The sequence below is a fragment of the Mycobacterium parmense genome, from assembly GCF_010730575.1.
Lineage (GTDB): Bacteria > Actinomycetota > Actinomycetes > Mycobacteriales > Mycobacteriaceae > Mycobacterium > Mycobacterium parmense.
In genome coordinates, this window is record NZ_AP022614.1 from 677826 (window position 1) to 702260 (window position 24435).

General features: G+C 66.9%; 19 protein-coding genes and 1 pseudogene. 14 read left to right on the forward strand and 6 right to left on the reverse strand.

The window, feature by feature from the left end:
- Nucleotides 1-35: 35 nt before the first annotated feature.
- Nucleotides 36-837, reverse strand: a pseudogene (stf0, locus tag G6N48_RS02980) (trehalose 2-sulfotransferase).
- Nucleotides 838-990: 153 nt separating this feature from the next.
- Between stf0 and G6N48_RS02985 the strand changes: the two are divergent.
- Genes G6N48_RS02985 through G6N48_RS03040 form a run of 12 tightly spaced genes read left to right on the forward strand, consistent with a single transcriptional unit; the run spans nucleotide 991 to nucleotide 12063 of the window.
- Nucleotides 991-1218, forward strand: coding sequence for a hypothetical protein (locus G6N48_RS02985; protein WP_163670735.1), 228 nt, complete (start codon nucleotides 991-993; stop codon nucleotides 1216-1218).
- 34 nt (nucleotides 1219-1252) lie between these two features.
- Nucleotides 1253-2020, forward strand: coding sequence for an MlaE family ABC transporter permease (locus tag G6N48_RS02990; protein WP_085269083.1), 768 nt, complete (start codon nucleotides 1253-1255; stop codon nucleotides 2018-2020).
- Nucleotides 2017-2865: an MlaE family ABC transporter permease gene (locus G6N48_RS02995; RefSeq protein ID WP_085269082.1), complete on the forward strand. Its 849-nt coding sequence runs from the start codon at nucleotides 2017-2019 to the stop codon at nucleotides 2863-2865. The genes G6N48_RS02990 and G6N48_RS02995 overlap by 4 nt, the downstream gene beginning before the upstream one ends.
- A gap of 4 nt (nucleotides 2866-2869) precedes the next feature.
- Nucleotides 2870-4141 carry an MCE family protein gene (locus tag G6N48_RS03000; RefSeq protein ID WP_085269081.1) on the forward strand — a complete coding sequence of 424 codons (1272 nt, stop codon included), beginning with the start codon at nucleotides 2870-2872 and terminating at the stop codon, nucleotides 4139-4141.
- Nucleotides 4138-5166 (forward strand): MCE family protein, encoded by a 1029-nt coding sequence (locus tag G6N48_RS03005; RefSeq protein WP_085269080.1) that lies wholly within the window; start codon nucleotides 4138-4140, stop codon nucleotides 5164-5166. The genes G6N48_RS03000 and G6N48_RS03005 overlap by 4 nt, the downstream gene beginning before the upstream one ends.
- Nucleotides 5163-6338: an MCE family protein gene (locus G6N48_RS03010; protein ID WP_139825755.1), complete on the forward strand. Its 1176-nt coding sequence runs from the start codon at nucleotides 5163-5165 to the stop codon at nucleotides 6336-6338. The genes G6N48_RS03005 and G6N48_RS03010 overlap by 4 nt, the downstream gene beginning before the upstream one ends.
- Nucleotides 6338-7684 (forward strand): MCE family protein, encoded by a 1347-nt coding sequence (locus G6N48_RS03015; RefSeq protein ID WP_372511397.1) that lies wholly within the window; start codon nucleotides 6338-6340, stop codon nucleotides 7682-7684. The genes G6N48_RS03010 and G6N48_RS03015 overlap by 1 nt, the downstream gene beginning before the upstream one ends.
- Complete coding sequence (locus tag G6N48_RS03020; RefSeq protein WP_085269078.1) at nucleotides 7681-8802, forward strand: MCE family protein; 1122 nt, start codon at nucleotides 7681-7683, stop codon at nucleotides 8800-8802. Before G6N48_RS03015 ends, G6N48_RS03020 begins: the two co-directional genes overlap by 4 nt.
- A complete protein-coding gene (locus tag G6N48_RS03025) occupies nucleotides 8802-10331 on the forward strand; it encodes an MCE family protein (protein ID WP_085269077.1) in 1530 nt (509 codons plus the stop codon). The genes G6N48_RS03020 and G6N48_RS03025 overlap by 1 nt, the downstream gene beginning before the upstream one ends.
- Nucleotides 10324-10929, forward strand: a complete 606-nt coding sequence (locus G6N48_RS03030) for an Mce protein (RefSeq protein ID WP_085269076.1) — start codon at nucleotides 10324-10326, stop codon at nucleotides 10927-10929. Before G6N48_RS03025 ends, G6N48_RS03030 begins: the two co-directional genes overlap by 8 nt.
- Nucleotides 10926-11561 carry a hypothetical protein gene (locus tag G6N48_RS03035; protein ID WP_139825754.1) on the forward strand — a complete coding sequence of 212 codons (636 nt, stop codon included), beginning with the start codon at nucleotides 10926-10928 and terminating at the stop codon, nucleotides 11559-11561. Before G6N48_RS03030 ends, G6N48_RS03035 begins: the two co-directional genes overlap by 4 nt.
- A gap of 37 nt (nucleotides 11562-11598) precedes the next feature.
- On the forward strand, nucleotides 11599-12063 hold the full coding sequence (locus G6N48_RS03040) for a CAP domain-containing protein (RefSeq protein WP_372511400.1): 465 nt from the start codon (nucleotides 11599-11601) through the stop codon (nucleotides 12061-12063).
- Between the two features lie 27 nt (nucleotides 12064-12090).
- Here G6N48_RS03040 and G6N48_RS03045 read toward each other — a convergent pair whose 3' ends face one another.
- Nucleotides 12091-12369: a hypothetical protein gene (locus G6N48_RS03045; RefSeq protein WP_372511399.1), complete on the reverse strand. Its 279-nt coding sequence runs from the start codon at nucleotides 12367-12369 to the stop codon at nucleotides 12091-12093.
- 129 nt (nucleotides 12370-12498) lie between these two features.
- Complete coding sequence (locus tag G6N48_RS03050; protein ID WP_085269074.1) at nucleotides 12499-16704, reverse strand: bifunctional nitrate reductase/sulfite reductase flavoprotein subunit alpha; 4206 nt, start codon at nucleotides 16702-16704, stop codon at nucleotides 12499-12501.
- Nucleotides 16705-17015: 311 nt separating this feature from the next.
- Between G6N48_RS03050 and G6N48_RS03055 the strand changes: the two genes are divergently transcribed.
- A complete protein-coding gene (locus tag G6N48_RS03055) occupies nucleotides 17016-17483 on the forward strand; it encodes an LppP/LprE family lipoprotein (protein WP_085269097.1) in 468 nt (155 codons plus the stop codon).
- Between the two features lie 444 nt (nucleotides 17484-17927).
- Nucleotides 17928-19340, forward strand: a complete 1413-nt coding sequence (locus tag G6N48_RS03060; RefSeq protein ID WP_085269073.1) for an MFS transporter — start codon at nucleotides 17928-17930, stop codon at nucleotides 19338-19340.
- Here the strand turns inward: G6N48_RS03060 and G6N48_RS03065 are convergent.
- The 3 genes from G6N48_RS03065 to G6N48_RS03075 all read right to left on the reverse strand — a co-directional run bounded on the left by G6N48_RS03065 (nucleotide 19330) and on the right by G6N48_RS03075 (nucleotide 24340).
- Entirely contained in the window at nucleotides 19330-21270 is a 1941-nt protein-coding gene (locus G6N48_RS03065; protein ID WP_085269072.1) for an acyl-CoA dehydrogenase family protein, read from the reverse strand. The genes G6N48_RS03060 and G6N48_RS03065 overlap by 11 nt on opposite strands.
- 42 nt (nucleotides 21271-21312) lie before the next feature.
- Nucleotides 21313-23532, reverse strand: coding sequence for an ATP-binding cassette domain-containing protein (locus G6N48_RS03070; RefSeq protein ID WP_085269096.1), 2220 nt, complete (start codon nucleotides 23530-23532; stop codon nucleotides 21313-21315).
- Nucleotides 23533-23830: 298 nt separating this feature from the next.
- A complete protein-coding gene (locus G6N48_RS03075) occupies nucleotides 23831-24340 on the reverse strand; it encodes a MarR family winged helix-turn-helix transcriptional regulator (RefSeq protein WP_085269071.1) in 510 nt (169 codons plus the stop codon).
- Nucleotides 24341-24435 lie beyond the last annotated feature (95 nt).

A 24435-nucleotide genomic window follows, 5' to 3' on the forward strand; every position in this document is an offset into this window, starting at 1 on the left:
CTAGGCCTGAAATCAGCGGCTCGGCGGCGCGAGGGTCACGTCGGCAGCCCTTCCCTCGCGGCGTCGGCACGGTAGCGTTCCACCCATTCGTCGGAACGCTGGTCGGCTTGGCGCTCGAGCACCGGCTCGGGCGCCAGTCGTGGATCGAGCCCCAATTTCTGGAGGATTTGACCGACCACCTGAGTCAGGTTCCGCCACAACGCCGGATATGGGACCTCCATCGGCTTGACGTCTTCTTCCACGAACCACTTTTGCCAGCCCTCCTCTTGGGCGCGCAACAACGTGACGACATGCGCGATCGCACCGGCATGGGAGGTCGCCCGCGCATCGCGCGCCGGATCGGGCCGGCCCCGCCAGCCACGGGTCTGCGCCGGGCGCCAGAACGAGACCGCCTGCGACACCACATCGGGGCGGTGGATGTGGATGAGGAGCGGTGTCTTGCCCACGACGTCGCGGATCGCGGCGAGTAAGCGATCGCCGCTGCGTCCGGCAGGTTCTTCGCGCGGTTGAGCGACGAAGGTGTCTGGTTCCACATGAGCTTGCCACCCCACACCCCGTTGGGCGTCCTGCCGACGGTACGGATGTACTCCCGCCAAATTGAGGCCGGCGCCAGGTCTGGCGTCCCGGCGTCCAACGGATCGAGCGGGCGCAGTATCGTCTCGTCCTCGACGCCGGCGAACCACTCCCGCGGCTGCGGGGCCTGGCTGGTCGACGGCAAATATAGAAAAACTCGTGCGGTTCGCCGGCAACGCCGGTCGCGCGGAGCGATTCGACCAGCAGAGTGCTGCCGCTGCGTCGTGAGGCTAATACCAGATACGACGACGGACTTTCTAGCACGCCGCGATTCTGACGAAAAGGTAAATTCGTCTCAGGTAATCGAATTCCGCGCACACTGAATACAATCCTTGTGCGGAAAAATTGATCGAAACCACGATGTTTCGATGGCCGAGCACGACGGCTTGGCCGGGTTGCCGGTCGCGGGCTTGCGGAATGGGTGCGGCGGGTACGCCGGGTCGGGATTTCTTCTTTGAGCTGGCCAGTAACTTTCTCGTTGATCACAACTCTAACGACGACCATGGCTTTGCCCGTAAATTCCTCGCGAAGTGTATGCGCCCAAAAGTGGGCAAGCCGTTGCATCTTGAACAAGGTTGGCCTTCCCAGGGCCAGGCTTATTACAACCGGATCAACAATGCCGAGAAGTCGGGGGTTTTGGGTTGAGCCACGAGGGCAGCCGTTGGGCTGAGCAAGCTCGATGAACGGCACCACCATCGCGAAGCCCATGAATGCGCTGGGTGAATTCTTCATGCTGAGCGCGGAAGCGCTGATCGCCGCGGTGAAGGGTCCGTGGGCGTGGCGCGAGCTACTCGAGCAGATCTGGTTCGTCGCCCGGGTCTCGATCTTCCCGACGATCATGCTGTCGATTCCGTACACCGTGCTGATCGTGTTCGTCTTGAATATCCTGCTCGTCGAGATCGGCGCCGGTGATCTCTCCGGTGCCGGGGCCGCGCTGGCTTCGGTGGGCCAAGTCGGCCCGGTCGTGACGGCCATGGCCGTCGCAGGTGCCGGATCGACCGCGATGTGCGCGGACCTGGGTGCGCGCACCATTCGGGAGGAAATCGACGCGATGAAGGTGATCGGCGTCAATCCCATTCAGGCACTGGTCGTTCCCCGCATCCTTGCCGCGACATTCGTCGCGATGTTGCTCTATTCGGTCGTCGCCGTGACCGGACTGACGGGCAGCTACATCTTCGTGGTGTTCGTTCAGCACGTGACCCCAGGCGCGTTCATCACGGGCATGACCCTGGTCACGGGGCTGCCGCAGGTGGTGATCTCACTGATCAAGGCGACCCTGTTCGGGCTGTCTGCCGGGTTGATCGCCTGCTACAAGGGGCTTTCGGTGGGCGGCGGACCAACCGGCGTCGGGAACGCGGTGAACGAGACCGTCGTGTTCTCGTTCATGGCCTTGTTCTTCATCAACATCGTGCTCACGGCGCTCGGAGTGAAGGTGACCGCCAAATGACCGACGCAGCGCGCGAGCCGTCCTGGTTCATCACTTTGGGCCCGAGGGTGACGGACTACGCCCGCAGGCTCGGTGAACAGACCGAGTTCTACGGCAAATCCCTCGCGTCGACCGTCGACGCGGTGCGGCGCTATCCCGGAGAGTTGCTGCGGCTGATCGCGGAGATGGGCATGGGAACCGGTGCGTTGGCGGTGATCGGGGGCACCGTCGGCATCATCGGCTTCCTGACGTTGACCACCGGTGCACTCGTCGCGGTGCAGGGTTACGACACCTTGTCCAACATCGGCGTCGAGGCCCTGACCGGCTTCTTGTCGGCCTTCTTCAACGTCCGGATGATCGCCCCGGCCACGGCCGGCGTGGCCCTGGCCGCGACGATCGGCGCCGGAACCACGGCGCAACTCGGCGCGATGCGGATCAACGAGGAGATCGACGCTTTGGAGGTGATGGGGATCCGGGCGATCACGTATCTGTCGTCGACCCGGATCATCGCCGGCGTGCTCGTCGTCATTCCGCTCTACGCCGTCGCGGTGTTGATGTCGTTCCTCGCCGCGAAATTGGGCACGATCTACATCTACGGCCAGTCGCGCGGCGTCTACGAACACTACTTCTCCACGTTCCTGCGTCCCACCGACCTGCTCTGGTCGTTCCTGTCGGCGCTGATCATGGCGGCGGGCGTGATGGTCGTGCACACCTACTACGGCTTCACCGCGACAGGTGGTCCGGCCGGCGTGGGGGAAGCTGTCGGTCGTTCGGTGCGGTCATCGATGATCGTCACGGCCTTTGTCTGCCTGGCGATTTCGTTGTCCGTCTACGGGCAGTCCGGCAACTTCAATCTATCGGGATGACTGCATGAGCAACCATAGAGACAGCCGACCGCGCGGAGGCGATCGGGGCCGGGGAGGCAGGATCGACCCAATCTGGTGGGCGCCGACGCTGTTCATCGTCGTGGCCGGCATCGTCGCGCTCACCGCCGGGGCGTTCTCCGGCAAGTTCCAGCAGACCGTTCCGCTGACGCTGGTGTCGGACCGGGCGGGGCTCGTGATGGAGCAGGGCGCCAAGGTGAGGCTGCGTGGTGTGGAGGTCGGCCAGGTCGCGTCGATCGGCACCGACGTCAGGGCGGCTGAGTTGCAGCTCAAGATGCAGCCCGGTCCGTTTCAATACCTGCCGAGCAATCTCGAGGCCGAAATCAAATCGACCACCGCCTTCGGATCCAAATATGTCGACCTCATCGTGCCCGCACACCCCAGCCACACATCGCTGAAGCCCGGGGCCGTGCTGCATTCCCGCAACGTCACCGTCGAAGTGAACACCGTTTTCGAGAACCTGCAGTCCGTGGTGCGCGCCATCGATCCGGCCAAGCTGAACGCCATTCTGTCGGCTTTCTCGGAAGCGTTGCGGGGCAAGGGAGAACGGATCGGGGAGGCCATCACTGGTGCGAACAACCTGCTGCTGACCGTCAACCCCCGCATGGACACCGTTCAGAAGGACTGGCAGCTGTTCGGCAAGACAACGTCGATCTATTCCGATGCGGCACAGGACATCCTCTCGATACTCGACTCGGCGGCGACGACGAGCAACACCCTTACCGAGAACCAGCGGTCGCTTGATAGCCTGTTGATGGCGGCAGCCGGCTTCAGCCACACCGGCATCAACGTGATCGGCAGAAGCGAATCCGACATTGTGCGGTCCGTAAACCTGCTCGACCCGACCACCGCGCTGCTGAACAAATACTCTCCGACGTTTACCTGCCTGTTCCAGGGTGCGCAGTGGTATGTCGACCACGGCGGCCGGGACGCGTTGGGCGGCAACGGCTATTCGGTCATTCTGGACGCCGGGCTGCTCTTCGGTGACGACCCGTACCGGTACCCGAAGCACCTACCAAAAACCAATGCCACGGGCGGGCCCGGCGGGAGGCCCAGCTGTGGTTCACTGCCCGACCCGAGTGCGAACTTTCCGGTGCGAGCCCTCGTCACCGACACCGGATGGGGTGCCGAGCCGAACGAGATCCGCACCAACATGGGCGTCGGAAATCCGTGGTGGGCCAATTACTTCCCCACCACGAAGAACCCCCCCGAACCACCTCGTTACTTCTACCGCGGGGGGAGGCAACCACCGCCATGAGAAGAAAGATGTCCGCAATCATCATTCGCGTCGTGCTGTTCACGGCGGTCTGCTCGCTGTTCACCTTCGGCCTGATCGCCGTCTTCGGACAGTTCCGTTTCGAGGACCGCACCGGCTACCAGGCGGTGTTCACCAACATCTCCGGCCTGAAATCCGGCAACTTCGTCCGGATCGCCGGGGTGGAGGTCGGCAAGGTAGGAGACTTGCACCTGCAGCGTGACGGAACCGTCCAGGTCGGCTTCTCGGTGGACAAGCGTGTCCGGCTCACGGAGGGCACCAAAGCCGTTGTGCGCTACGAGAACTTGATCGGTGACCGTTACCTTGCCCTCGACGAGGGCCCCGGGCCGCCACGCCGGCTGGCGCCCGGAGCCACCATCCCCTTGGCGCGTACGGCGCCCGCGCTCGACATCGACGCGCTGATCGGCGGGTTCCGGCCACTGTTCCGCGCACTGGACCCCGACCAGGTCAACGCTTTGTCCGGCCAGTTGCTCCGCATCTTCCAGGGACAGGGCGGCACGCTGGCCTCCGTCCTGGCGCAGACCTCGATGCTGACCTCGACCCTGGCCGGGCGCAGCGAGTTGATCGGTGAGCTGATCACGAACTTGAACACCGTGCTCCACACCTTCGCCACCCGTGACCGTCAGTTCTCCGACGGCCTGGACAACCTGTCGCGGTTCGTCGACGGGCTGGCTCAGCGAAAGGACGACATCTCCACCGGCCTGGCCTACGTCAACGCGGCGGCCGGCTCGGTCGCCGACCTGCTCGTCCAAGCCCGCCGGCCGATCAAAGACGTCGTGCACGAGACAGATCGCATGTCGGGCCAGGTGATGTCCGACCGCGACTACCTGGACGACCTGCTCAGGCAGCTTCCCGACATCTATCAGGTGCTGGCGCGCCAAGGCCTCAACGGCGACTACTTCGGCTTCTATTTCTGCGAAGTCCTACTGAAGGTCAACGGCAAAGGGGGCAACCCAATCTTCGTCAAACTGTTCGGTCAGCCGAGCGGGCGGTGCACGCCGCGATGAAGTTCCCCAAGATGACGGCCGGTGGCCGGCGAAAGCCGTGGGCGATCGGAGCGATGGGTCTGGTGGTGCTGGCATGTGTCACGGTTGCCGCCTTCCAATACGACAGGCTGCCGTTCGTGAAGAACACGAACGACTACGCGGCCTACTTCTCCGAGGCTGGCGGCATCAAATCGGGTAATTCCGTCCGGGTTTCCGGCATGGGTGTCGGCAGGGTCACCGGGATCAAGCTGGAGGGCACCAAGGTGCGGGTCGGCTTCACCGTCCGCAACTTCATCTCCCTCGGCGACCGCACCGAGGCCGCGATCAAGACGGAGACCATCCTGGGCGCCAAGATGCTCGAGCTGACCCCCCGCGGCGAGGGCAAGCTGTCAGGCACCATTCCCTTGGAGCGAACCCACTCGCCATATGACCTGCCCGACGCGCTGGGCGACCTAACGACCGAGATCAGCGGGCTGGATACCGCTCAGCTGTCGTCGGCGTTGACGACATTGGCGAACACGTTCAAGGAGACACCGTCGGACCTTAAGCCCGCGTTGGTAGGTGTGGCGCGGTTCTCCGACACATTGAATAACCGCGATGCGCAGTTGCGCAATCTGCTGGGCAACGCAAACACGGTCTCGGCGGTGCTCGGCCGGCGCAGCCACCAGATTGCCGCTCTGGTCGCGGATTCCAACGCGTTGCTGGCGGCGCTGCTGGACGAGCGAGACTCCATTGACTCGCTGCTGAACAGCCTCACCGCGGCGTCGCACCAGATCTCGGGTCTGGTCAACGACAACCGGACCCAGCTCAAGCCGGCCCTCGATAAGCTCAACGGGGCATTGCAGATCCTCGACGACCGCAAGCAGGACATCCAGGCGACGTTGCCGAAGTTCAAGCGGTATGCGATGTCGTTCGGCGAGTGCCTGGGATCCGGGCCGTTCTTCAAGGCGTACGTGGCGAACCTGATTCCCGGCCAGATCAGCGGGCCGACGATCGATGCCCGAATGTACAACCGTTTCCTGGACCCCAATCAGAAGCTGCCGTCGGAGTCCGTCGACCCGCCGATCGGCAGTCCGCCGTCGCCACCGGGTCAGGCGCCGCAACCGATTTGGTCCCAACCACCCTCGCCCGGACCGGCGCCGGGTCCACCGCACGACCCGGCGCCCGCGGATGCAGACCTCGGAGGAGGATGATGAGCCGCCGCGCGCTTCGCCGATTGACCGCGATCAGCCTGACCGGCACACTTGCCGTCGCTTCGTTCCTCGTCGGACCTAGGCTGTTCAATGAGTCCGAAAAGAACACTTACACCGCATATTTCACCGAAGCCAACGGCTTGTTCGTCGGCGACGACATCCGGATCCTCGGCGTCACGGTTGGGGTGGTGGACAAAATCGAACCGCAGCCCACCAGCTCCAAGGTGACCTTCTCTGTCGACAAGGAATATCCGGTCCCCGCCAACGCCCGCGCCGCGATCCTGTCGCCGTCTTTGGTGACTCCACGGGCCATCCAGCTCCTGCCGGCCTACTCCGGGGGTCCGAAATTGAGCCCTGGCGCGTCAATCCCGCTCGGCCGCACTGCTGTTCCCGTCGAGTGGGACGACTTCCGCAGGCAGCTGGAAAAACTTACCGACGCGTTGCAACCCGCCACGGCCGGCGGGGTGAACTCGGTCGGTGAGTTCATCAACTCCGCCGCGGACAACGTGCGGGGCGAGGGTGACACCGCACGCGACAGCGTGATCAAGCTGTCCCAGGCGATCTCGGCGCTCGGTGACCACGCCGACGACATCTTCAGCACGGTGCGCAACCTGCAGCTGTTGGTGTCGGCGTTGTACTCCAGCAGCGACCTGCTGGCCTCGTTCAACCAGAACCTCGCCAGCGTGACGACGCTGCTGACCAACACCCCCAACGAAGTCGCGAACTCGGTGAAGGGCCTGGACAGCGCGCTGACGGATGTCCGTGACTTCTTGTCCGAGAACCGCGAAGCCATGGGTGTGACGTTCGACCGGCTGAGTTCCATCACCACGGCGCTGAACGACAGCCGCATGGACATCAAGCAGATCCTGCACGTCGCGCCCACGGTGTTTCAGAACTTCCTGAACATTTACCAGCCGGCTCAGAGCGCGATGACCGGGATCATCGCGCTCAACAACTTCGCCGACATCCCGCAATGGATCTGCAGCTCGATCGAGGCGGCTTCCCGGGCCCGGCTGGACCGGGTGTCGAAGCTTTGCCTGCAGTACATCAACCCGATCATCAAAAACCGTATCTACAACTACATTCCGGTGGGTCTCAACCCCTTCGTCGGAACCCAGGCCCGCCCCAACGAGATCACCTATAGCGAGGATCGGTTGCGACCGGGCTATACGCCACCCACTCCGCCCCAGGCGCCGCCGCCACCGGATGCACCGCAGCCGGCTCCTGCCGCCGAACTTCCCGCACCCGCTGAGCAGCCTCAGCCCGCCGAGGCGCCGCCGACTCCTGGCACGGTCGACTCGACACAGGTTCTGCGGGACCTGATGCTGCCCACGGGCGCATCATGAGGCGCACGGCCGGGTTGGCAATCTGCCTCGCCTGCATCGCCACGCTGACCGCCTGCGGGTGGAAGGGCTTGAACTCTCTCCCTCTCCCCGGCACCTCCGGAAACGGCCCGGGTGCCTACACCGTTCAGGCGCAGATGCCCGACGTCGTGACCATTCAGGAGAACACCCGTGTCCGGGTCGACGACGTGAACGTCGGCAACGTGACGAAGATCCAGCTGCAAGACTGGCACGCGCTGGTCACCATGCGCATCAACGGGGACGTTCAGCTGCCGGCCAATGCGACCGCCAAGCTCGGCCAGACCAGCCTGCTCGGTTCGATGCATATCGAACTCGCGGCGCCCAAAGACGAACCGGCGGTTGGGCATTTGCAGAACGGGTCGGTCATCCCGCTGTCGCGTGCGAGCATGTACCCGACCACCGAGCAGACGCTGGCCTCGGTGTCGATTCTGCTCAACGGCGGCGGAATCGGTCAGCTGCAGGAGATCACCCGGTCCATCGCCAAGGCGTTCGCCGGACGCGAGAACGACATGCGCAGCCTGCTGAGACAGCTGGACGAGTTCATCGCCCGCACCAATGACCAGACCGACGACATCATCGCCGCAGCGGAGAACCTCAACTCGCTGGCCGGCCAAGTGGCCGCGAAGGACGCGATAGTCGACCAGGCGTTGACGACGGTGCCCAAGGCGCTGCAGGTGCTGTCGGAGGAGCGCACCAAGATCGCCGACGCGATAGACCAACTGGGCAAGTTCAGCGCCATCGCCGCCGACACCGTCCGCCAGAGCAGGGAGTCCTTGGTCGACAACCTGCGCAACATCGCGCCGGTGCTGCGTTCGCTGGCCGACGCGGGGCCGTCGCTGACCAGAGGACTGGACGGCTTGGTGGCCTACCCGTGGCCGGCATCCACGGTGCGCAACTGGTTTCGCGGTGACTACGCCAACCTGACCCTGCTGGTCGATCTGACGCTGAGCCGCCTGGACACCGGTTTCTTCACCGGCTCGCGTTGGGAAGGCAACCTCACGCGGCTCGAACTGCAGTGGGGACGCACCATCGGCATGCAGCCGAGCCCCGCCACGGCCGGCAACCCGCTGACCTATCCCTACCACTCCGGGGGATACTGATGCTGCGTTTGAGCCGCCGAACGTGGATACAGCTGGCAATCCTGAGCCTGGTGACGATAATCGCCTGTGGCGCGATGGCGTTCAACTTCATGAAGCTGCCTGCGACGCTGTTCGGGATCGGCGAGTACGTGGTGACCGTCGACCTGCCGGAGTCGGGCGGACTCTACCGGACGTCGGTGGTCACGTATCGCGGCACCGATGTGGGACAGGTCAAGTCGGTCGACGTCACCGCTACCGGGGTGCGCGCGGTACTTGCCATGCGCTCCGGTGTCAAGGTGCCCTCCGACGTTCACGCCTCGGTCCACAGTCGATCGGCGATCGGCGAGCAGTACATCGAGCTCACGCCGGAGCCAGGCAAGGACGCTGGACCGCCTCGGCCACTTCGGGCCGGAGACGTCATCCCGGCCGGGCGAGTCGACGTGCCGGTCGACATCGGCCGCCTGCTCGACCTGACGAACCGTGCGCTGCGAGCGATCCCACGCGACAATCTGCGCACGGTGGTCGACGAGACGGACCGCGCGGTCAGTGGGCTGGGCCCCGAGTTGTCGCGGATCGTCGACGGGTCGACCGCCCTGGCGATCGCGGGAAGCCGGACAGCCGGGGAGCTTGCCGCGCTGATCGACCAGGCCCCTCCAGTGCTCGACTCCCAGGTGCAGACGTCAGAATCCATCGCCCGGTGGGCTGACCGGACCGCCGCCATCACAGCTCAGTTCAAGGCCCAGGATGCGGCGCTGCGAGATGTGTTGACGCAGGGAACGTCTGGGGTCGAGGAAGGTCGGGCGCTGCTGGATCGGGTGGCGCCCACGCTGCCCGTGCTCTTCGCCAACCTCGTCAGCCTGGGCGACATCGCGGTCGTCTACCGCCACGACATCGAGCAGCTGTTGGTCCTCTTCCCGCAAGGCATTGCGGCCATGGCCGCGATCGTCGTGCCGAGCTCGAACACCCGGCAGGAGTACAGGGGAGCCCAGCTCGACTTCAATTTGAACATCAACCTGCCGCCCCCATGCACGACGGGGTATCTCCCGCCGACCCAGCGCCGCTCACCGGCCAGCGTGGACGCTCCGGACCGACCGGCCGCGGACCTGTTCTGCCGGGTGCCGCAAGACTCAGAGTTCAATGTCCGTGGGGTGCGCAATATTCCGTGTGAGGGCAAGCCTGACAAGCGTGCGCCCACGGTCGAGCTGTGTGAGAGCGACCAGGAGTACGTGCCGCTCAACGACGGCTACAACTGGAAGGGCGACCCCAACGCCACCTACAGCGGTCAGGGTGTCCCGATGTATCCGCCGGGGCAAGACCCGCGTCTACCGCCCCCGCGGGGTACCGCGCCCGTGACGCCGTCACCACCGCCGCTTGCGGTCGCGACCTACGACCCAGCCACAGGCGACTACATCGGCCCGGACGGACGCCGTTACACCGAGGGCGACCTCGCGCACCAGCGGGCTAAAAGCTGGCAGGCACTTCTTGTCCCGACACCGCAGGCACTTCCGGCAACCATCAGACCGGCGTTTAGTGAGGAGCACCATGGCTGAGGAGCCCGAAACCTTGAATAGCGACGATGGAAACGCCGACGCGACGGCCCCCGAAGCCGGTGAACCCCATGCGGATGAGCGCCTGCCGGCCCATTGGCGGCAGCGTGTCAGGCTCAAGCTGTCCCGCGCGGGAAAGGCACTGGTGACGAGTGCTGTCGTCGCGGCGGCGCTCGCGGGTCTGGCCGGTTGGCTCGGCTACCGGGCTTATGAGAAGCACGAGGCCGAGGCGCGGCGCACCCTGTTCGTGCAGGTCGCCCGGCAGGGCGCGGTGAACCTCACCTCGATCGACTACGCCGAGGTGGATACCGACGTACAACGCATCCTCGAATTGTCGACCGGCGCATTCCACGACGAATTCGATCAGCGGGCCAAGCCGTTCATCGAGGTCGTCAAGGCGGCGCAATCCAAATCCGAAGGCACCGTCTCCGACGCCGGATTGGAATCCGAGCACGGCGATTCGGCGCAGGTATTGGTCGCGGTCGCGGTGAAGTCGCGGACCGCCGGCGGTGAGGAGGCGCCGCGAGAATGGCGAATGCGGATCGAGGTTCGATCCGTGGGCGACGATGCCAAGGTTTCGAACGTGGTGTTTGTGCCATGACGACACTCAGGGACGACACCGAAGCAAACGCAACAAAGCCGGACGAACCACAACCAGCGGTCGAAGAAGACACGACGCAGGAGGGTGCCGAAACCACCACCGGGGTCGAGGCGCCAGACGGCGAGTCCGCACCCGTACTACGACGCGAACTCGACTGGCCGCGCGCGCTTGCCTACGGGGCCTTGCCCGGACTCGCACTGTTGAGCGCGTTGGCCGCCGGCTACTTCAAGTGGGCGGACGGGTCCGCCGATGACCTTGCGCTGGCGCGCTCCGAATCGGTGCGGGTGGCCGGCCAAGACGCCGTCGCTCTGCTGTCCTACAAGCCCGATTCGGTGGACAGCGATCTGAGCTCGGCCCGCGAGCGGCTGACGGGCGAGTTCAAAGACGCGTACACGTCGCTGACCCAACAGGTGGTCATTCCGGGCGCAAAGGAGAAACACATCTCGGCGGTCGCGAAAGTTTCTGCCGCTGCTCCGGTTTCGGTGTCCGCCAATCACGCCGTCGTGCTGTTGTTCGCCAACCAGACCGTGACCGTCGGCGACGGCGCTCCCACGGACACCCAGCCCGTGATCCGCATGACCCTGGACAGGGTCGACGGCCGCTGGCTGGTATCGCGTTTCGACCCGGTGTGATGGGGGCCAGATGACGGCGGCGGTCCGTGTGCTTTCCATGGTGATGCTCTGCGTCGCCGCGGCATCAGCGGCCGCGCCCGCACGTGCCGACAACAAGCGGCTCAACAGCGCCGTCGTCTCCGCCGTTTACACCCTCCAGCATCAGGCGGGCTGCACGAACGACGTCGTCAGGAACAACGCACTGACGCTGGCGGCCCAATGGCACGCAGAAGACATGATGAACAATCGAAGCATCGACGATGACGTCGGATCCGACGGGTCGACTCCGCAGGACCGCGCCAACGCCGCTGGCTTCTACGGCAAAGCCGACGAAACCGTGGCGATCAACCCGGCGATATCCATCACCAGCCTCGAACTGGTCAACCAGTGGTACTACAACCCCGACGACATGGCGATCATCCGCGATTGCGCCAACACGGCCATCGGGGTGTGGTCAGACAACAGTCCGGACCGGACCGTCGTCGTCGCCGTCTACGGGCAACCGGCTACGCGGAGTCGATGACGCACGCCGGCAGGCACCGCATTGCTGTCAGCGGCTCGACACCTGCTCGGCGGCGTCCTGGAAGCGGCCGTCGGCCATGGCTTCGCAGACGCACGGCTGCGCGTCGTGGCGCCACAGCTTCGTCTCGCGTTTGCGCATCAGGTGCTGCACGTAGACCCTGTCCCGCTGCTTGCGGGAGAACACCAGGTCGAGGTTGACGGGCAGGCCGGCCCAGTCCACCTGATCGCCGGCCGTGCGGGATCGGCACTTCAGCGGGCAGGCGTTCTTGCCGGTCGCCCGATCGGGTCCGTCACACTCCCGAGCCACGCTCACGTCACTCCTTCGGGTGCGGAGAAAGTCCTCAAGTGAAGAGTGCGACGGAGATGTTTCAGCTGCGGGTGTGCGACGTTTCCGTCGCATTACGGGGTTCTCGGGCGCCGGCGGATGCGGGGGCGGCTAGTAGACGTCGCGGTGGTAGCGCTTGTCGGCGCTCAGCGACCGCACGTAGGCCTTGGCCTCGTCGGCGGAGAGGTTGCCGTGTTCGGCCGCGATGTCGCACAGCGCGCGGTCGACGTCCTTGGCCATGGGATCGGCGGTGCCGCACACGTAGAGTTGCGCGCCGTCCTGCAGCCAGCGCCACAGCTGGGCGCCGCGGGCGCGCATCAGGTGCTGGACGTAGACCTTCTCGCGCTGGTCCCGGGAGAACGCGAGGTCGAGTTCGGTGAGGAAGCCGTCGGTGCGCATCTGCTCGAGCTCGTCGCGGTAGTAGAAGTCGGTTTCGGCGTGCTGCTCGCCGAAGAACAGCCAGTTGGGGCCGGTGTGGCCGAGCGCACGGCGTTCCTGCAGGAAGCCCCGGAACGGGGCGATCCCGGTGCCCGGGCCCACCATGATCATCGGCGTGTCCGGGTCGCCGGGCGGCCGGAAATTGCTCGAGGGCCGCAGGAAGACGGCGATCCGGTCACCGGGGGAGCGCTCCGCGAGGTAGGTCGAGCACACCCCGCGGCGCGGGACGCCCTGGAAGTTGTAGCGCACCGGCGAGACCGTCAGGTGAACCTCGCGCGGCGTCTCCTTTGGGCTCGAGGAGATCGAGTACAGGCGCGGCTGAAGCGGTTTGAGCACACCGAGCCATTCGTCGACGGAGGCGCTGACCGGCAGCTGCGCCAGCAGGTCGACCGACTGGCGGCCCCACGCCCAATCGTGCAGCGCCGCTTTGTTCTCGGGCTTGAGCAGCTCGGAAAGCTCGGCGTCGCGGGTGTGCTGCTGCACGAACCGCAGCAGGTCGGGGCTGATGTGCGCGATCTCGAACCGCTCGGTGAGCGCGGAGCGCAACGACATCAACCCGTGCTCGCCGACCTCGACGGGACTCTGGGCGTCCAGCCCGGTGACCGCCAGCCACTCGTCGACCAGCCGGTCGCTGTTGCGCGGCCACACCCCGAGCGCGTCGCCGGCCTCGTAGCTGAATGTGTCCTCGGGCAGGCTGAAGATCAACTGCCGCACGTCTTTCGACGACTCCGGCCGGCTCAGCGTGACATTGCCGACGATGTCGGTGATCAGCGGCCGCTTCTTGGTGTACCCCGGGGTCGGGCCGGTCGGGCGGAGGTCCGCGACAAGCGTGGACCCCGCGGACGGCGCGGCGCCGTCGCGGCTCACCGATGCGGGCATGCGGGACAGCGCCTCGACCACCTCGCCCAGCCAGCCGGCCGCGGCGTCCTCGTAATCGGGTTCGCAGTCGACGCGGTCGACCATACGGGTCGCTCCCAGCTCGGCGAGCCGCTCGTCGAGCCTGCGCCCGTGACCGCAGAAGTCGTCATAGTTCGAATCGCCCAGCGCCAGCACCGCGTAGTGGGTGTCGGGCAATCGGGGCGCGTCCTTCGCGGTCAGCGCCTCCCAGAAGCCGGTGCCGTTGTCCGGCGGATCGCCGTCCCCGGTGGTGCTGCTGACCAGCAGCAGTTCGGCCGTCGCGGGCAGGGTCGCGGTCGAGAAGTCGTCCATGGCAGACAACACGACCGGTAGCCCGGCTTCACCGAGCCGCCGGGCCACGTCGGCGGCGAGTTCTTCGGCGTTGCCGGTCTGCGAAGCCCACAGCACCACGACGGGTGCCCGCTGCGGCGCCGACTCGGATCGGTGCGCTTCGGCCGCGGGTTGTCCGGTCGGCAGCGGCGCCCGCTCGGGTGCCAGGGTGCGCGAGAACACCCCGGCGAGTAGACCTTCCACCCACAGTCGGGTGCCGGGATCGAAGGGGGCGCCGGGGGGCAGCGTCGGCACGCCGGCAGTCCGGCGCCCGGCCTCCGAACGCAAGCCGGCCACCAGCCCCGCCAGGTAGGAACGGCCGAGCGGATCGAATTGCGGCGCGGGCTCGTTCGCCACACCGAGCAGTTCGGAGAGAGCGTCGACGGCGGCGCCGCTGAGTTCCGCGGCCTCGCCGTGCCGGCTGGAATCCGTCGTCTCGGGCGCGGGCAACGCGGGAGCCGAATTCGGTTTGGTCGCCGAGACTTTGGTCAGGGTGACGGCGCACGCCTTGAATTCCGGCTGATACGAGATGGGGTCGACGGCGTCGTTGGTGACCGCGTTGATCGACAGGTATTCGCCGAAGGCGTCGTTCCAGTGGAACGGCGCAAAGCAGTTGCCCGGCCGCACCCGGTCCGTGACCACGGCGGGCAGCACGGCGCGCCCTCGGCGGGAGGCGATTTCGATCGAGTCGCCGTCGGCGATACGCAGCCGGCCGGCGTCGTCGGGATGGATCTCGACGAACGGTCCGGGGTTCAGCTTGTTCAGCTTGCCGACCTTGCCGGTCTTGGTCATCGTGTGCCACTGGTGGGGCAGGCGCCCGGTGTTGAGCAGGAACGGGAAGTCGTCGTCGGGCATTTCCTGGGGCAACAGGTGGGGGCGCGCGAAGAACACCGCGCGGCCGTTGGGGGTGGGGAAGGCCAACCGGGGCGCGCTGCCGTCCTCGCGCACCAGGCGGGTCTGGCTGACGCCGTCGTTGCGGTAGCGGATCGGGTTGCGGTCGTCGGCGCGCTCGGGCGGGCACGGCCACTGCAGCGGCGTCCGGCGCAGCCGTTCGTAGCTCGCGCCGCGCAGGTCGTAGCCCGTGGCCGGGTTGGCGAACCGCTTGATCTCCTCGAACACCTCCTGTGCGCTGGCGTAGTCGAAGTGCTCCGAATAGCCCATCTCGCAAGCGATCCGGGCGATGATCTGCCAGTCCGGCAGGGCCTGACCCGGCGACTGCACGGCCGGCTGGAACAGCGTCATGTTGCGCTCGGAGTTGACCATCACGCCTTCGAACTCCGTCCACAGGGCGGCCGGCAACAGCACGTCGGCGTATTCGTTGGTCTCGGTCTCCAGGAAGGCGTCCTGGCTGATCACCAGGTCGGCGTTTTCCAGGCCGGCGAGCACGGTCTTTCGGTTCGCCACGGAGGCAATGGGATTTGTGCAGATGATCCAGCAGGCTTTGATCTCGCCGTCGGCCATGCGGGAGAACATGTCGACGGTGCCGGTGCTCACTTCGGTGCGCAGCGACCCGTGGGGGATGCCCCACTGGTCCTCGACGAATCGGCGGTCGTCCGCGGAGGTCACCGAGCGTTGGCCCGGCAGGCCCGGTCCCATGTAGCCCATCTCGCGACCGCCCATCGCGTTGGGCTGCCCGGTGAGAGAGAACGGCCCGCTGCCGGTTTTGCAGATCGCGCCGGTGGCCAGGTGCAGGTTGCAGATGGCGTTGGTGTTCCAGGTCCCGTGTGTGCTCTGGTTGAGTCCCATTGTCCAGCAACTCATCCAGTTCGCGGCGTCGCCGATCCAGCGGGCAGCGGTGCGGATGTCGTCGGCGGCCAGGCCCGTCATCTCACTGACCGCTTCGGGGGTGTACTGCTCGAGGAAAGTGGGCATCACCTCCCAGCCGTCGGTGAACTCGGCGATGAATTCGTCATCGGTGCAGCCGTTTTCGACGATCAGGTGCAGCAGGCCGTTGAGCAGCGCCAGGTCGGAGCCCGGAGCGATCTGCAGGAAGAGGTCCGCCTTGTCGGCGGTGGCGGTGCGGCGCGGATCGACGACGATGAGTTTGGCGCCGGCCTTGACGCGATCCATCATGCGCAGGAACAGGATCGGGTGGCAATCGGCCATGTTGGCGCCGATGACGAAGAACACGTCGGCGTGGTCGAAGTCCTCATACGAGCCGGGCGGCCCGTCGGCGCCCAGGGACAGCTTGAGGCCGGAACCGGCGCTGGCCATGCACAACCGCGAGTTGGACTCGATCTGGTTGGTGCCGATGAAACCCTTGGTCAGCTTGTTCGCCAGATACTGGGCCTCCAGCGACATCTGCCCCGACACGTACATGGCGAAGGAGTCCGGGCCGTGTTGGTCGATGATGGCGCGCAACTGCCTGGCGGTGGTGGCGATGGCGTCGTCCACGTCCACCGGCGCTACGGGTTCGCCGCGGTCGGGGCGCAGGTATGCCGTCTCCATCCGGCCCGGCGCGGCCAGCATGTCCGCGGTGGTCGCACCCTTGGTGCACAGGCGACCGAAATTGGCCGGATGCTCTTTACTGCCAACCGACTTGGCAATGTGACGACGGTCGCTTTGTGGTTCGGTTGTGACCTGCAACACCATCCCGCAGCCCACGCCGCAGTAAGCGCACATGGTGTTCACGGCGTCCTTGCCGGACCCCATGGACTCCCTGACCACGCTTACGTCCCTCCCTCGAGTGCGCAAGGCGCAAAAGCCACTGTGCGGCAAGCACGTTTCAATCGCGGGTGGTCGGCATTGCGGTCGGTTTACGCCTTCCTCTCAACGGGCGCTGGGCGCCTGTGAGGTTCCGAAAACCCAACTGCCAACCGGGTTATCGCAGGTCATCGTCGACCGGCAAACTCCATCGAGCCTACCCACATCGAGGGGTGAACCCTCAGGCCGAGCTGCCTTTTTGACCAAACAGGGGGGACATTCACAGTGTTCGCTAAGCTCCCCCGGTGCGCCGCATGACCGTGATCGTGTTGATTTTGCTGGCCGCCGGGTGCGGGTCCAAGCCGTCGCCGCCCCCCTCGGCGCACCCGGACACCTGCAAGCAGTCCGACGGCCCGACGCCGCAGGTGGTGCGGCAGGCCATCGCGGCGGTCCCCATCGACGTCGCCGGCACCAACTGGGTCGAGATCGGCCGGGGGCACACCACCAACTGCCGGATGTGGTGGGTGCAGATCATTCCGACCATCGCCGGCGAGTCGACTCCTCAGCAGGTGGTCTTCTTCGACCACAACGTGTCGTTGGGCACGCCGACCGTGAACCCCAAGCCGTATATCACCGTCCTGCCTCCTTCGAGTGACACGGTCACGGTTGAGTACCGATGGCAGAAAGGCAACGACCAACCGTGCTGCCCCAGCGGCAGCGGCACGGTGAAATTCCAGATCGGGGCGGACGGCAGGCTGAAAACCCTGGGAAAGATTCCGAATCAGTAACGGCCGGATCAATACGGTTGTGTTACACAAAGTTCACGCCATTCCCGGGCCCGGCCGGGCGCCGCGGAGAACCGCTGCACCAGGACGCGACCGACCTCACGGCGCACTGCCTCACATTTAATTATCCTGCGCCCATTGTAAATATCGCTCGAGCCGTCGATTCGAGAACGGGAATGGTGATCATTCCTTAACGAATATCGACGCGAATTCTGAGAGACCGGCGCCGCATTACACAGCTTTTGTTCAGCAGACTCCAACCGGAAGATCCACGTTTACCAGGATTGGCCTGCCATCCTTGGGAACCGGCGGCGACGAAGCACGCGACGAGCAGTCCCGTCGGTCTTGATCGTGTTTCAGGACGACCCGCCCATGACCGAGCACCGGAAGCACTGTCGCTGAAGGTGATTCGAAAACTCCTACCGATCGGCGTGAAAGGCAGGTTTCATGCGGCAGTCACGGCGCATCTCGCACTGGGACCCGGAAGACCACGAGGCATGGGAGGCGGGCAACAAGGCGATCGCCCGTCGCAACCTGATCTGGTCGATAGCGACGATGCATGTCGCGTTCTCGATCTGGTACCTCTGGTCGGTGATGGTGCTGTTCATGCCGCAGTCCGTCTACGGCTTCTCGACCGGTGACAAGCTGCTGGTGGGAGCCACCGCGGCACTGGTCGGGGCGCTCGTGCGCATCCCCTACGCGATGGCCACCGTCAAGTTCGGCGGCCGCAACTGGGCTGTCGTCTCGTCGTTGGTGCTGCTGGTTCCCACCGTGGGGGCCATCGTGCTGCTGGCCAATCCCGGCCTGCCCCTGTGGCCGTACCTGGTGTGCGCGGCGCTGTCCGGGCTGGGCGGTGGCAACTACTCGGCGTCGCTCGCCAACGTCGAATCCTTCTTCCCGCAGCGCCGCAAGGGCTTCGCCCTGGGCCTCACCGGTGGGATCGGCAACCTCGGCGCGGCGGCGATCCAGGCGGTCGGCTTGATCGTGCTGGCCACCGCCGGCCACCAGGCCCCGTACTGGGTGTGCGCGGTCTACCTGGTGTTGCTGGCGGTGGTGGGTGTCGGCGCCGCGCTGTGCATGGACAACCTCGACCACTTCATCGAGGTGGCGCACGTGCGGTCGATCCTCTCGGTGCCTGACACGTGGACCATCTCGTTTCTCTACATGTGCGCGTCCGGGTCCTTCATCGGGTTCGCGTTCGCCTTCGGCCAGGTGATCCAGCACAACCTGGTCGCCGGCGGGCAGAGCCACGCGCAGGCGTCGCTGCACGCCGCGGAGATCGCCTTCGCCGGACCGCTGCTGGGTTCGGTGGCGCGGGTGATCGGCGGCAGGCTCGGGGACCGCTTCGACGGCGGCCGCGTCACCCTGGCGATCCTAGGCGCCATGATCGTCTCCGGCGGGTTCCTGGTCGCCGTCAGCACGCACGACGACCTCACCCGCGGCCCCGGCGATCCGGTGAGCCTGTACACGACGATCGGCTACATCGTCGGGTTCATCGCGCTGTTCATCTTCTGCGGTGTCGGAAAGGGGTCGGTGTTCAAGCTGATCCCGTCGGTCTTCGCCGAGCGCAGCCGCGACCTGGACCTCAGCCCCGCCGAACGGCGCCACTGGGAGCGCGTCAGGTCGGGGGCGCTGATCGGCTTCGCCGGCTCGTTCGGTGCGCTCGGGGGCGTGGCGATCAACCTGGCGTTGCGGCAGTCCTATGCCAGCGCCGGCACCGAGACGCCCGCGTTCTGGATCTTCATGCTCTGCTACGTCGTGGCCGCGCTGCTGACGTGGAACCGCTACGTGCGGCCTCGGCACCCCGCGCCCCGGCTTCCCGGCCAGGAGGTGGTTGCCGAGGAACCGGTCATGACGTGACCGGCTCCGACAGGTTCTCGGGGTGCAGCATCTCGGCGTAGCGCAGCTCGCTGGGGACGCCGAAGCCCTCGACCAGGGTGAGCGCGTGCGGGCGCAGCGCGCGGCACCGGTCGTTGATGCCACGGGTGACGGCCTTCGCGCGTTCGGTGGACAGGTACCGGTGTTCGATGTACCAGGCCTTGTCGTCCTCGATCACCGAAAGCGCGTACAGGTCGCACACGATGCCCAGGAGTTCTTTGGCCTGCTCGTCGGGACACGCGTCGATGCCCGCGACGAACGCTTCGAGCACCACCCGGTCGATGTGCGCCGTCGCGGCGTGCAGCACGTGGTCTTGCACCGAGTTGAACGCGTCGAACTCCGACATCTCTTTGGACTTGGCCTGCAGCCGGCGCGCGACCGAGGCTAGCAGGTAATCCTCGCGGTCCTCGAACATCTTGATCTGCGTGCCGCGGTTGAAGAGGCTGCCCTCCTCCTCGCTGTCCTGCCGGGCGTCCACGATCGTCTGGATGATCGCTTCGGCCGCAGTGCGTTTCACGACCCGATCACTGACCGTGCCGGCCGCGAACCGCACCCATTCGACCGGGCTCATGCTGCGGACGTCGTCGGCGTAGGCCGTCAGGAGTTCCTTGGCGACCAGTTGGGTCAGCACGTGGTTGTCGCCTTCGAAGGTGGTGAACACGTCGGTGTCCCCGCGCAGCCCGATCAGCCGGTTCTCGGCCATGTAGCCGGCGCCGCCGCAGGCCTCGCGGGCCTCCTGGATCGCGCGGGTGGCGTGCCAGGTGTTGGCCGCCTTGAGCCCCGCGGCGCGGGACTCGAGTTCACGTTGCTCCTCGGCGTCGGGGGCGTCCGCGGTCTGGATGTCGTGGCATTTGCTCACCAGCTCGTTCTGGGCGAACTGCAGCGCATACGACCGGGCGATCAGCGGGAACAGCCGGCGCTGATGCACGAGGTAGTCCATGATCAGCACCTCGCTGTCGTCGCCGGGGGCCTTGAACTGCCTGCGCTGCAAGGCATACCGCGTCGCGATGTCCAGCGCGACGCGGGCGGCCGCGGCCGCGCTGCCGCCCACGGTGATGCGCCCGCGCACCAGGGTGCCCAGCATGGTGAAGAACCGGCGGTTGGGGTTCTCGATCGGCGAGCTATAGGTGCCGTCCGGCGCCACGTCGCCGTACTTGTTCAGCAGGTTCTCGCGCGGCACCCGCACGTGGTCGAACATGATGCGGCCGTTGTCGACTCCGGGCAGACCGCCCTTGTAGTCGCAGTCCGACGTCGTCACGCCGGGCAGGTCGTTGCCGTCGGCGTCGCGGAGCGGCACCAGCACGCAGTGCACGCCGTGCTGCACCGGCTCGCCGTTTTCGGTGGTGATCAGCTGCGCGAAAACCGCTGCCATGGTTGCGGTCTCGGCTGCGCCGCCGATGTAGTCCTTGCGGGACGTCGGGGTGGGGGAGTTGATCACGAACTCTTGGGTGTCGGGGTCGTAGGTCGCCGTGGTCTCCAGCGACTGGACGTCGCTGCCGTGGCCCGTCTCGGTCATGGCGAAGCAGCCGCGCAATTCGAGGCTGATGATCTTGGGCACGTAGGCCTCGTGGTGGCGCTCGGTGCCCAGGTTTTCGACGGCGCCGCCGAACAGCCCCCACTGCACGCCGGCCTTCACCATCAGCGACAGGTCCGACATCGCCAGCATCTCGATCATCGTGATGGCCGCACCGATGTCGCCGGTGCCGCCGTGTTCCTTGCGGAAGTTGTCACCGGCGGCGCCGAACGCGGCCATGATCCTCATCTGCTCGGCCACCTTGGTCCGGGCGATCACGGTGTTCGGGGTGTAATGCGGCCGGAACAGATCCTCGCTCAGGGTGGCCCGCAACTGGTTCCTGGTGTCGCGCCAACGCCCGTCCAACGCGTTGCGCAGCTGCTCGGCAGTACTCGTCATGGACTGACGGTAACCCGCACGTCGCGCTCCGGAAACAACGAGTCAGCTCACACTTGGATCACGCTGTGACGAGTGCTCTTTGGCGGCTCGCCCCGGGCGCCGCAGGCGGTACCGTGTCAGCCCGGCCAGGACAGCACCGAAGAACACCAGCATCGTGATGTCGAAGACCCACCAGCCGCTGTAGTGGGTCCACATCTCGACGTCGGCGGCCAGCGTGTCCACCCTGCGGAGGTCGACCACCGACGCCGAGGCCGCGAAGCCCCACTGCGCGGGAACCAGCCACGAGATCTGGTCGTAACCCCAGGTGCCCACCAGCGAGATCAATCCGCCGGCGAACAACGCCGACGCCAGGACCACCGGCACGACCAACGGCAGCACCTCGCGCAGCGACTTGCCCAGGGTCGAGAGCAGCAACCCACCCACCGCGGACACCACGGCCGTGAGGGCGACGCTGAGATAGAGCTCGACGGTCGCATTGTGGAGGAGCACGGCGCCGTGGGTGGGGCCGCCTCGGGCGGCGATCACGACGGCGAACGTCGCGGCCGTCAGGATGGCTGCCGCCGCCCCGAACACGAGGAGCTTGGCCGTCAGGTAGGCCGTGGCCGACAGCCCGACGGCTTGCTCACGCCGGAACGCGCGGCGTTCGCCGACCAGGGTGCCAATGGTCAGTGCGGTGCCGATCAACACGGCGGCGACGTTGAGGGCGGCGAGGATCTCGACGGCCTCATGCATGTTCGGGCTGCCGGGACGCGGCCGTTCCAGGCCCGACCCGCCGGGGATCAGCAGGGTCAGCGACGCCAGCAGGAACGGCAGCGCCACGAGAAACGCCAAGCGGACACGGTCGGCGAGGAGCAGGCGCAGGTCCCGGCGGGCCACCAACCGGACCTGTCGCGCCCTGGTGAGCTCAGTGGGCGGCGGCCACGGCGGCGCCACCTGCGGCGGCGCGGTGAGCGCCTGCTGCCGAGCGCGGTAGGCGCGGTGGGTTTCCTCGGGCTCCGCGCCAGCCCGGGCGGCGAGCGTCGACCAGTCGGCCGTGCCCATCGACGCCTCCACCTGAAGGGGCGTCCCGAGGTAGGCCGGGCGGCCGGCGGAGGTCAGCAGCAGGACCTGGTCGCACAGGTTGAGGTTGGGCAGCGGTGCCCGCGGCGACACCGCCGCCACGACGGCGCAACCGATGTCGGCCTGGCGCCGCAGCGCGGCCATCACGTGATCCTGCTGCGCCGCGTCGAGCCCGGCGCCCGGGTCGTCGACCACGAGCAGCGTGGGCCGGGTGACGAGTTCGACCGCCAGCGCCGCGCACCGGCGCACTTCGGGCGCGAGCGCGCGGATCTGAGTCGCGCGGTGCGGCGCCAGGTCGAGCTCTTCGAGGACCTGGTTCACCACCCGGCCCCGGTGTTCGGGCGGGGTGTCCGGCGGCAGCCGCAGCTCGGCTGCGTACTCGAGGGCCCGTCCGACGGTGAGGCGGGGATGAAGGGCCTCGTTGCGCCCCACGATGCCGATGCGGCTGCGCATCGACGCGGGCTCGGCATGCACGTCGTGGCCGTCCACGGTGACCGCCCCGAAGCTCGGCTTCCTTGCGCCCGAGATCAAGTTGAGCAGGGCGGAGTTGCGGGCGGCTGACGGCCCGGTGATCGCGGTCAGGGTGCCGGTGCGAGCGGTGAACGAGATGCTCGCCAGCACCTCCCGCCCGTCGACCACGAGTCCGAGCTGGTAAGCGGCCACGCCGACGGTGCGGGCGCCGGGGCGCAGGGGCAAGCGGTAGGTGGTGTCCGGTTCCCCCGCGCGGAAGGAGGGCCGCTGGGCCCGCAGCTTTCGCGTCGTCAGGCTCTTGATCAGTCCCGACTCTTCGTCCGCGGCGCCGGACTGCGGGGGCGGCACAGGCACGGGCGGCACGGGCGGCGCCGGTGCGGGCGGCCTGGGAGCGGGTGGGCCCGGCGGCCCGGCGGTCGGCCTGCCCGGTGCGACGGGCATCTGCTGGGTTTCCCGCTGCGTCGGGCGCTGCACGCGGGGGTCGCGGGGCCGGCCCGGGCCGGCCGGCGGCGTCGACTGCGCGGTCGGGGGCCCGGTGCGCTGCGGAGCGGAGGCCGGACCGGGCCTGGGTGGAAGCGCGAAGACCAGCCGCGGGCCGCGCTGCGGATCGCCGATCGTGATCGCCTGGCCGTCGCGGATCTCGACCGTCGACGCCGGTGCACCGTTGACGAAGATTCCGCTCGGGCTTCGGTTGAGCGCGACCCACCCGGTGCCGGTGAACCGCAGCACCATCTCCTGATGGTGCGCCCGCGGCGGTGCCCCCGCGCCGACGAGGTGATCCAGGGGAACGTCGCACCCCGGGCCGTAGCCGACGACCACGTCGCGGCCCGGAGCGAACACATACCTCGACGGGCCGGCCCACACGGTCAGAGGCGGGGCGAAGCCGCTGGTCTGCACCGGTGCTACCTCCCGTCACCTGCCGTCACCGTCGAAAACTCCGACCCGCCCCGTCGTGCCCCCGGGCGCCGGTCGCCGCCGTCAGCGCTGGTTCAAGTGTCCACCAGCGCGCGACGGCTCATCCGCCGATCGATCACCAGGCCTTGCCACGGCCGGCGACTTCGGCGCCGATCGACGGGTTGTCGAGGAGGCGGCGCAGCACATCGACGGCCTCGGTCAGCACCTGGCGGTCGGCGGGCTCGAGGAGGGCGAGTTGGGGTTCGATCGCCGCGGCCCGGTCGGCTCGGACGGCGTTGATGGTGCGCACGCCCTGCGGGGTGATGCGGATGCGGACCGCCCGGGCGTCGCCGGGGTCGACCGTTCGGGTCACCAGGCCGGCGTCTTCGAGCCGGCGCACCTGTGTGGTCATCGTCGGCTGCGAGCAATGGTCGACGGCGGCCAGGTCACCGATGCGTGCTTCCCCGTGGGCCTCGATGGTGGACAGCAGCCTGGCCTGCGCCGCGGGCAGCGGCATCTGGATGCGTTGCGTGGCCAGCCGGTTGAGCCGGGCGACGACGGCGAGCAAATCCGCGCCCAGGCCCGACTGCGGCCCGGTGTTCGCGGCGTCAACGACTTCGTTGTGGTTGGCGGCGGATGTAGTCATGCTCCCATGGTTGCATAGCTTTGCTATGGGAGACCAACGTCGGCGGCGGCGGTCGGGAAACGCAGGTCACCCAGTGTGGCGCAGGTCTTCAGCGC

Excerpts from the sequence above, each read along its gene's own strand:
- G6N48_RS02985 (WP_163670735.1), top strand. The coding sequence starts at position 991 with ATGGGTGCGGCGGGTACGCCGGGTCGGGATTTCTTCTTTGAGCTGGCC.
- G6N48_RS02990 (WP_085269083.1), top strand. The coding sequence starts at position 1,253 with ATGAACGGCACCACCATCGCGAAGCCCATGAATGCGCTGGGTGAATTC.
- G6N48_RS02995 (WP_085269082.1), top strand. The coding sequence starts at position 2,017 with ATGACCGACGCAGCGCGCGAGCCGTCCTGGTTCATCACTTTGGGCCCG.
- G6N48_RS03000 (WP_085269081.1), top strand. The coding sequence starts at position 2,870 with ATGAGCAACCATAGAGACAGCCGACCGCGCGGAGGCGATCGGGGCCGG.
- G6N48_RS03005 (WP_085269080.1), top strand. The coding sequence starts at position 4,138 with ATGAGAAGAAAGATGTCCGCAATCATCATTCGCGTCGTGCTGTTCACG.
- G6N48_RS03010 (WP_139825755.1), top strand. The coding sequence starts at position 5,163 with ATGAAGTTCCCCAAGATGACGGCCGGTGGCCGGCGAAAGCCGTGGGCG.
- G6N48_RS03015 (WP_372511397.1), top strand. The coding sequence starts at position 6,338 with ATGAGCCGCCGCGCGCTTCGCCGATTGACCGCGATCAGCCTGACCGGC.
- G6N48_RS03020 (WP_085269078.1), top strand. The coding sequence starts at position 7,681 with ATGAGGCGCACGGCCGGGTTGGCAATCTGCCTCGCCTGCATCGCCACG.
- G6N48_RS03025 (WP_085269077.1), top strand. The coding sequence starts at position 8,802 with ATGCTGCGTTTGAGCCGCCGAACGTGGATACAGCTGGCAATCCTGAGC.
- G6N48_RS03030 (WP_085269076.1), top strand. The coding sequence starts at position 10,324 with ATGGCTGAGGAGCCCGAAACCTTGAATAGCGACGATGGAAACGCCGAC.
- G6N48_RS03035 (WP_139825754.1), top strand. The coding sequence starts at position 10,926 with ATGACGACACTCAGGGACGACACCGAAGCAAACGCAACAAAGCCGGAC.
- G6N48_RS03040 (WP_372511400.1), top strand. The coding sequence starts at position 11,599 with ATGGTGATGCTCTGCGTCGCCGCGGCATCAGCGGCCGCGCCCGCACGT.
- G6N48_RS03050 (WP_085269074.1), bottom strand. The coding sequence starts at position 16,704 with ATGGGGTCCGGCAAGGACGCCGTGAACACCATGTGCGCTTACTGCGGC.
- G6N48_RS03060 (WP_085269073.1), top strand. The coding sequence starts at position 17,928 with ATGCGGCAGTCACGGCGCATCTCGCACTGGGACCCGGAAGACCACGAG.
- G6N48_RS03065 (WP_085269072.1), bottom strand. The coding sequence starts at position 21,270 with ATGACGAGTACTGCCGAGCAGCTGCGCAACGCGTTGGACGGGCGTTGG.
- G6N48_RS03070 (WP_085269096.1), bottom strand. The coding sequence starts at position 23,532 with ATGGTGCTGCGGTTCACCGGCACCGGGTGGGTCGCGCTCAACCGAAGC.
- G6N48_RS03075 (WP_085269071.1), bottom strand. The coding sequence starts at position 24,340 with ATGACTACATCCGCCGCCAACCACAACGAAGTCGTTGACGCCGCGAAC.